The organism is Pseudomonas oleovorans subsp. oleovorans, assembly GCF_002197815.1.
GTDB lineage: Bacteria > Pseudomonadota > Gammaproteobacteria > Pseudomonadales > Pseudomonadaceae > Aquipseudomonas > Aquipseudomonas oleovorans.
The window spans coordinates 21910-28277 of record NZ_NIUB01000053.1 but is presented as its reverse complement, the minus strand read 5'-3'; the positions used below and the strand labels follow the sequence as shown (position 1 = coordinate 28277).

The 6368-nt window shown below is 59.8% G+C and carries 6 protein-coding genes; all 6 read right to left on the bottom strand.

Translation table 11 applies throughout. The features are described from left to right. The coding region (locus tag PSOLE_RS21665) for a hypothetical protein (protein WP_088339350.1) at nt 1–1003 on the bottom strand (1003 nt) is incomplete at its 3' end. 188 nt (nt 1004–1191) lie between these two features. Next, complete coding sequence (locus PSOLE_RS21660; RefSeq protein ID WP_074857319.1) at nt 1192–1491, bottom strand: hypothetical protein; 300 nt, start codon at nt 1489–1491, stop codon at nt 1192–1194. A 392-nt stretch (nt 1492–1883) separates the two neighbouring features. Continuing rightward, entirely contained in the window at nt 1884–2444 is a 561-nt protein-coding gene (locus tag PSOLE_RS21655; RefSeq protein WP_037005091.1) for a hypothetical protein, read from the bottom strand. 32 nt (nt 2445–2476) lie between these two features. Beyond that, the gene (locus PSOLE_RS21650; RefSeq protein ID WP_020308174.1) at nt 2477–3196 is read right to left on the bottom strand and encodes a hypothetical protein; all 720 of its coding nucleotides are present in this window, start codon (nt 3194–3196) and stop codon (nt 2477–2479) included. 179 nt (nt 3197–3375) lie between these two features. Next, nucleotides 3376–5520 carry a phosphoadenosine phosphosulfate reductase domain-containing protein gene (locus tag PSOLE_RS21645; RefSeq protein ID WP_244597312.1) on the bottom strand — a complete coding sequence of 715 codons (2145 nt, stop codon included), beginning with the start codon at nt 5518–5520 and terminating at the stop codon, nt 3376–3378. 377 nt (nt 5521–5897) lie between these two features. Then, a complete protein-coding gene (locus tag PSOLE_RS21640; protein WP_020308172.1) occupies nt 5898–6323 on the bottom strand; it encodes a hypothetical protein in 426 nt (141 codons plus the stop codon). Nucleotides 6324–6368: the final 45 nt, after the last annotated feature.

Genomic DNA, 6368 nt, shown 5'->3' with positions numbered 1-6368 from the left:
CTGGTTCTTCGGCTGCGAGGGGGATGCAGACGAACTTGGCGCAATCTTCATGCAGGCAGCACACGCGGTACGCCTGATGTTCGTCTTGCGGGACGGCCACATGGATTTCATGCCCAACGATGGTGTGGGGATTCTCGTTGACGAATCGTGAGACGCATTCCTGAGCCCAGCCCCCCAGCTTCACGGTGGTGTCGATCACGGCAACGGCATTGGTCGGCATGATCGGGGCAGTCTCGATGGCGTTGCGCAGGTTCTTGATACGGGCGCGGTAGCTGCCCGGCTCGCGCAGTTCTGCTTGCCAAAGATCACGGACATAGTTGCCGATGATCTTGTAGTCCCCACCACGGTTACGCCAGTCGCCATTCTGGTCTTTGACGGCCACGTCCTCGCGATGCTTGAACAGACGCATGCACTCATGCGTTTCAAGCTCGAAGGTTTTGGCCTTCGCGGGTGCATAGCCCAATTCAGGATCGCGCAGGCCGTAAATCGGGGCGGAGCCCCTGATGATGCGCCACGCGCCCACGTTGCCGTCATAGATGCTGGCCAGCAGCTCGCCGTGTTCGTACAGGCTGACGGTCAGCTTCTCGCCGTTCTCCAGCTGTGTGGCTTCTGCCTCGAAGCCATTGGCGGTCAGACGCTCTTTGATCTTGTCGAACTCGTCTTGGGGAATCGTGGAGTACATGCTGTCGCCTTTCTCCAGCTCGAAGCTTTGATCCTTGAACGATACCGGGTTGGCCAGCTCCTTGAGCCAGCCCTGGATGTACCCCTCGGGGGTAATGTCACGCCCGCCAGCTCCCTTGAGCATGCCGCCCTCGCAGCAGCCAGCTGAGCGGAAGATGCCGCGCATGATGTTGGCAATTTCGCCGATCAGCAGGCAGCCCCACTGCGGAGTTCGCGGGTAGCAGTTGGACTCGTAGGTTTCCTCGAACAGCACGTACATGGTCTTGCCGCTGGTAGTCTTGAACGCTGCTACCTGCTTGCCAGTCGATACGGTGGAGCCCATGGTGATTCCCCTTGTCTGGTAGGGCGGTTCGCCCTCGTTTCGGATGTGGCCAGTATCTAAGGGGAGGGGCTGTGTCATCGGGGCGGTTGGGCAAAACATGAAAAATGCCCGTCTCCCAACGCCGGGATCGAGATTCCATAGTGTTCATCCGCAACAGGAACCGGAATGTTTGCGCGAAGACCGCAGGTTTAGTTCAGTCGGTTACGCCCGATAAGATTGAGCATGCCCATCCAGTCATTCGTGCTGGTCATCAGCAAAATGGATTCAGCGAGCTTCTTACCTTCTTCCTGGGTAATCTTCCTTTCCGCCGCTTTGATCAGCTGGTCAAGAGCGCCTTCCAGCCCGCCAAGCTCCCGCGCCTCAACAAGATTTTCAATTGCTTGCAGTGCGACTTTGCGTTGGTCATCTGACAGGTTGCTGAAAGATTGGAGAAGATCAACTTCGTCCGGGGAGCACGGGTGGGATTCGGGGAAGTCGGCATTCGACATAGGGAATTCCTGTGTGGGCAGCAGGGGAGTCTGGTAAAGAGCACAATTTAGACATATCGGGTTAAACCCATATACCTGGGCAGTGGTGAAATAGCCGGTGGGGCGGCTGGCGTTGCCAGCATACCAACCCAGTTTCGGGGCGCGGCGGCGCAGGTAACGGCCAACGAAAGAGTGCCCCTCGCACTTGTACAGCTTGAGCTGCGGCGAGACGCGGTAACGGTTGTTGGCAATCGCCTCGATCTACACACGGGGCGAGGCAAGGGTGGTCAGGTCAATGTCGCTATCGAGTTCGGCGGCAAACTGGTGGCTGCGCATGGGGTGTCTCCAGCGATGGTTGCGTGAGGGGATCGTCGATCCCCAGATTAAGATTCGATGATTGTTGCTGGCGCCGGTTAAAGAGCATCTTCGCAGACAAGCGACCAGTAGAGGACTTCTAGAGCCGGCTTCTGGTTTTCGAGCGTCAAGCTAAGGTTCTCGGCAGCGACGGCAAAAGCCTTCTCATAAAAATCGAAGAATTCAGCGAAGCTCCAGAATCGTTCCTGATCGATGAGCACCGCCTCCTTGATTTCTTCGGTAATGGCGTCGAAGTCAGGCAGCTCTCCCTGATCTACGGTGCCGGACTGGACAAGTTCTGCCACCTTTGCTTCGTAGGTGCTCTTGAAGTCCACGACGAAGAACCCTTCGCGCACAAGCGCAGCGAAGGCAATCTCCAGCGCGGGCTTGTGGTGCTCGGCGCTGGTTTCCTCGTCCATCTGGTCATAGGCGGTAGTCACGTCCCACCACGCGAAGAAGTGCTCGAAGTCAGGGAAGCTAAGCTGTTCGTCGTCCACGGTGTCCTTGATGGTCTGCATCAGCTCTTGGAGCGACGGGAGTTCGTCGCCCTCGATGAGGGCTTGTGCTGCCATTGCAGCGAGAGTGTCGGTGTAGCGTTGTTCAAGATAAATGCTGCTCATGCCTGTCTCCGTCTGCGTTTTCGATTGAATCATCAGGCAGCTTCGGCTGTGTCATCGGCGCCGACAGCAGGATTTTTCCACTGGATTGCAGCGGGGATCAGTACCTGGAACTGGAAGCCAGGATCGGTGCTCACCTTCACGGTGTCACCGCGCTTTCCGGCGACAAGCAGCGTGCGCGTGATAGCTTGATCCAGCTCCAGCAGCGAGAAGTAAGCCTCGCGTCGGATATTGGGATTCAGGTGATCGTCAGTCAGTAGTGCGGTGCCGCCGTGATTGCCGCTCAATCCGAAGGTCATCACCACGTACATTGGCTCGCCGGCAGGGCGGTAGAGCTGACCGTCGATGATCAGCCAGTCACGGGCGAGGCCCTGGAGATAGTCGGCGATGCCCTGCTTGCCATCGTGGACGCAAACGTAGATGCCCAGCCCTGTATGCGAGAGCATGGCGCTGTCCTTGACCAGATTCAGCTCCGGGCCAATGGCCGGGAAACGCTCGCTGCAACGCCGGGTGCAACCCGATACGGTGCTGTCAGTCCAGAGACGGCCATCGAACAGGCGATAGCTGACGGGCTCCAGATACTCGCCTGTCTCGAAGTTCTTCTCGCGCCCGATAATGGCAACCGGCGCCTGCTCGGCGGTGACTTCGCGGATTGACAGAACAGCAACCCCGTCATCAAAGCGCTGCGGCCTGGGCTTGCGGCAGCGGGGCGGAGTGATCTGCTCGACGTAGCTGTATTTGACGGTCAGCTCCATGGTGCGGCTTCAGTAGGTCTGGCCGGGCTGTGTCATCGGCGAAGCTTGCCGTCCAACGAAACTCGTCAAACCCTAGAGCCGGGAATGAGAGTGGCCGCGGTGGTCTGTATGCTCGGAATTGCTACACCCGCCAAGGCAATCTGCACAGATTGGCTTGCTGGGTGTGCTGGCGCTTTTGCTCACGGCGCCAGTATGAGCCCGCCCGACAGCAGCACGCTGTAAGCCACCTTGACGATTGGCTCGTAGGCGCTGGCCGGTGGGGTGTCCCCATCGGCCCCATAGCAGCTCTCTGCCACCCATAGGGCCATGAAGGCATCGAACGAATACTGCGTGAGGGGCAGCTTCGAGAGCATCACGCAGCACTCGGAGAGCATCTTGCTGAATGCCGGAATGGGGCACTCGTCGCCCAGCTGCTGTTCCATCTGGCGCATCGCCGCCTTGTACTGGGCTTCGTAGCTGGTGCCGTCCCGATCTTCTTCCTGAACCTCACGCTCTTTCAGCGCCAGCGCCGGGTCAGTCGGCGGCACGGCTGCCGGTTCCAATGCTGCGGCTTGAGCGTCGAACAGCGAGCCTTGGTCAGGGGTCAGGTCGATCAGCACCGGCTGGTTGGTGGTGATCAGCGCGGGGGACTTGCCATGCGCCACCAGCTTCTCCGCCACGCGGGCGATGATGGCCTGGGGGTTGTGCAGCACCTCCAGCAGGTTGTGCCTGTGCAGCTGGTTCGACACACGCAGCATGCGATCCCAGTCACTCTGGCTGCCCTTGTAGAGCTGGACAGTGCCGAGGCCAAGCAGATAGTGAACAGCGGCGCTGGGGGCGTCGTTCAGGCGCTCAGCGGTCAGCACCCGGTCAAGCTCGAACTCCATGAACAGCTCAAGGCCTTCTTCGTCAATGTCGTACTCGTCGCCAGTCTCGCAACGGGTCAACAGGCGACCGTCGCGGGCAACCATCAGGTCTTCGGCGTTGGCCATTTCCGCGTCAATGTTGCGCAGGCCGCTGTAGGGGCTGTTGTACTGCCCATCAGCGAACGGGATGCGTGCGCGGAAGCTAACGTCCTTCTCGGTGTAGACCGGGATCGACTCAACGTCAGGCAGCTTGTAGCGCTTGCCGTGGCGGTACACGTCATTCCAGATGCGCATGGCAGTCCATGGCTTCTGGTAGCCGTAGCGGCCCCAGTTCAGTTCGATGGCCATGACCTGCTTGAGGGTCAGCAGCTCGAAGCGCGGGGCAATGCCCAGCTTGCGAGCCTCGTCTTCTTCGCGGGCCTGGATGCTCAGGATCGCTTGCAGCAGGGCTTTCGTGTAGCTGGGGCTGTAGGCGTTCGGGATGATCTGGATATAGCCGTCCTCGCTCACGTCACGCGCTACCCAAGCCCGAGCCTTGGGATTGAAGTGCATGCGCTTCATGAACTCGCGCAGCTCGACCAGCGGGCGCAGCCATTCGTACTTGCCGTCTTCATGGGCCAGCAGGCTGTTGGCCGAGGTGTCGGAACTGATTCTCAGGCATCCCCAACAACCCGTGCGTGCTGAACAAGGGGTACGGGCCTGCTCTCGGTTCGCAATGTAGGCATTGACCATGCAGTCCCCGTTGTTGGCGTCGCGGTACAGCTCGACCAGATTGTCCCAGCGGTCGTAGGTCTTGATCTTCTCCGAACGGACGTAGCCGATGAACTCGAACACCTCCATGGTGGAAAAGTGGGCAATCGGGCTGAGCACCAGCTGGCCGTCATCCATCGCGTCTACCGCGTCGGTGGCGGACTCGCCGCGCTCGGTCATAGCGCGGTTGCGTGCAGCGGATTCGTCAAAGCGAGTGCCGATAATCGAGACGATTTCGACCTCCTTCGGCTTCATGCCGGCCTCGGCGGCGATGGCTTTGCGCAGCTGGCGCTTGAGCTTATTCAGTGGCTCCACCTTCATCATCATGGAGCACTTCGCGTTGGAGCCGACAGACATGATGGTGCGCCCACCGATCACGGAAACGAGGTAGTCGTTGCTCAGGCCCGGCGAGGCGATCCAGATGCGGATAGGGATGCCGCTTTCCTGGGAGTAGGACTCGATCTGCTTGATCATCAGGCTGTTGTAGGCCTTCACAACCGGGTTCTCGATCTTGGTGTCGGAATGGCAGACGTGCAGGGTTGGAACACTGACGCCTTCGTCAATCAGCTCGCGGTACGCCATCAGAACGAGTGATAGCAAAACGCTACTATCCTTCCCGCCGCTCCAGGCCACGGAAAGGTGACGCCCGGCCAGCACCTGGGCTTTCACAGCCTCCACCGCAATGGCGACTTTCTCGGTCAGAGTCAGCTCTTGAATCGGACCCGACACGACTGCCTGCGCTTGGACAGGGTTGGTCAAGTCGGCGAGCTGGAGAGAGGTCTGTTGCATGCCCATGGCGGTGATCCCGGTGCTGTGTTTTCGATGGGGTCATCATCAGCCCGGAATGGGTGTGTCATCGGCGGGGCAGCGCAGAGCATGCAATTAACCAGAGCGGATATTCGGATTCGAGGATGCTGCGTTTGGCCGGCAAGCATGGCGCCTAGGGGGAGGGCGCCAGCGCCTGCTCGACAGATGCGGGTCAGGCGCGGTCGATCTGCATCCCGTGGTCAAGGTGTAGACCGCCACGGTAGGTGAGAATGCCGGTGTCACAGAGCCGACCGCGCAATCCCCGAGCGCCAACGTGGGAACCCAGAACAACTGCTAGATCAGCCATTGGCAGCCTGAGCGCCTTCGATGGCTTCGTGCGCCGTCTGCTCCATCCTTTTCAGCGCCTGTAACAGTTCGTCACGCTGCTTGATCAGCTGCTGCACGTCCGCTTCGGCATAGAGCCCCATCGCCTGCGGCTTGCTCTCGCAATCGCCCAAGAACGCAACATGGGCTGCGACGGCTTCGGCGGCGCTGACTCGCTCGCGGCGTGGGGCATTCGCGCCTGGAAAGTAGTCCGCAATGCTGTGCGTATCGCGATCCCACCAGACAATGTGGCTCCCTGGCTGCTGGCGCTTTCCTTCGCGCTCAGTGGTTATCGTGAATCCCACTGGTTTGATTTCCATCATCGTCTCCCTCGACCGTTGGAGCGGCCAGTTGTCGTTGAACAACACCAGCAACAGCAGTTGCTCGTACTCGATACTCAATCTTGGGGTTGACGCCGCTGGTGCCGGCACCGGATGCACATAGGC